Annotated in this window: 1 protein-coding gene and 1 pseudogene; one reads left to right on the top strand and one right to left on the bottom strand. The window is 65.8% G+C overall.

Features of this window, described 5'->3' with window-relative positions:
- A pseudogene (locus EOA24_RS38040) lies at positions 1-328 on the top strand (serine/threonine protein phosphatase); the annotation flags it as partial.
- A gap of 44 nt (positions 329-372) precedes the next feature.
- On the opposite strand, the gene EOA24_RS38045 reads toward EOA24_RS38040, so the two are convergent.
- Positions 373-1,354: polysaccharide biosynthesis tyrosine autokinase (locus EOA24_RS38045; protein WP_127410829.1), on the bottom strand; the 982-nt coding region annotated here is incomplete at its 5' end.

The following is a 1,354-nucleotide window of genomic DNA, read 5'->3' on the forward strand; positions in this document are numbered from 1 at the left end:
CGAGGCCATTCCCGCCAGCCATGTCGACTTCCTACGCACGCTGCCGGCGATGGTCTGCTCCGACCAATTCGTCTTCGTGCATGCCGGCATCCGGCCCGGCATCGCGCTGGAGGCGCAGGACGAGGGCGACCTCCTCAACATCCGCGAGGAGTTCTTCGAGGCGGCGCACCGGCTCGACCGCTGGGTGGTGCACGGGCACACGATCGTCGACGTCCCAAAGCTCGACGGGCGCCGGCTCGACATCGACACCGGCGCCTTCCAGACCGGGCGGCTGACCGCGCTCAGGATCGTCGGCAAATACGGCCGGCTGCTGTCGTCACGGGATTAGGCAATTCGCCGTTTCGGGCTGAACCGCCCTGATCCTGTTCCACGTCAGGCAGCCTGCTTGGCGCGCGCTTCCGACTTCTCCAGATAGTAGCTCGAGTAGCGGTCGAAGAACCTTTCCGAGCCGCCGAGCGCGCCGTATTTGGCCAGCTTCTTCAAATCGACCTTGTTGAGCACCGCCCCAATCACCTTGTTGGCGATATAGGGCTCCGATTCCAGCATCGAGCGCACCATGTTGCGCGGCGTGCGGCCCCATTCGGTGACCAGCACGAAGCCGTCGACCAGCGGCGCGAAGGCTTTGGCGTCGACCACAGGTCCGAGCGGCGGCAGGTCGACGATGATGTACTCGAACGTCTCCTTGGCGTTCTCGATGAAGCGCCGCATACCGGCGGAGCCCAGCAGCTCGCTGGTGTGCGAGAACTGGCCACGGAGCACGGCTGGAATGATCGCAAGCTTGGTCTGGCGGTCGACCTTGCCGACCGACTGCCAGGTCTGGCCATTAACCACCGCCTCCATCAGGCCCTGCTCGGCCTCCATGCCAAGGCTGCGGCTCAAGCCAGGATTGCGCAGGTCGCCGTCGACGAGCAAGGTCTTGGCGCCATTTGCGGCAAGCAGGCCGGCGAGGTTCGCGGCCACCGTCGATTTGCCCTCGCCCGGCAGCACCGAAATGACGCCGATGACCCGGCTGCCGCGGTCCTCCATCACGACGTCGAAGGCGATCTTGGCGTTGCGCAGTGTCTCGGCGAACATCGAAGCCGGAGCATCGATGCTGACGCGCATGCGCGCGCGCCTCTCGGCCGAGGAGAGGCTGGCCACCTTGCCGTCAGCCGGCAGGTCGTCGGCCTTGGAATCCTTGGCCCTGCCGCCGCCGATCGTCGGCAGATAGCCGAGGAATTTCAGGCCGGCGCGATCACGAATATCCTCGCCCGTCCTGAAGAAGCGCTCGTTGAACTCGTTGAGGCCGCCGAAACCGGCGCCGAGCATCAGGCCGAGCACCAGAGACAGCGCCAGCACACGCATGGTGCGAGGG

The organism is Mesorhizobium sp. M2A.F.Ca.ET.039.01.1.1 (assembly GCF_003998035.1).
In the GTDB taxonomy this organism is placed as follows: domain Bacteria; phylum Pseudomonadota; class Alphaproteobacteria; order Rhizobiales; family Rhizobiaceae; genus Mesorhizobium.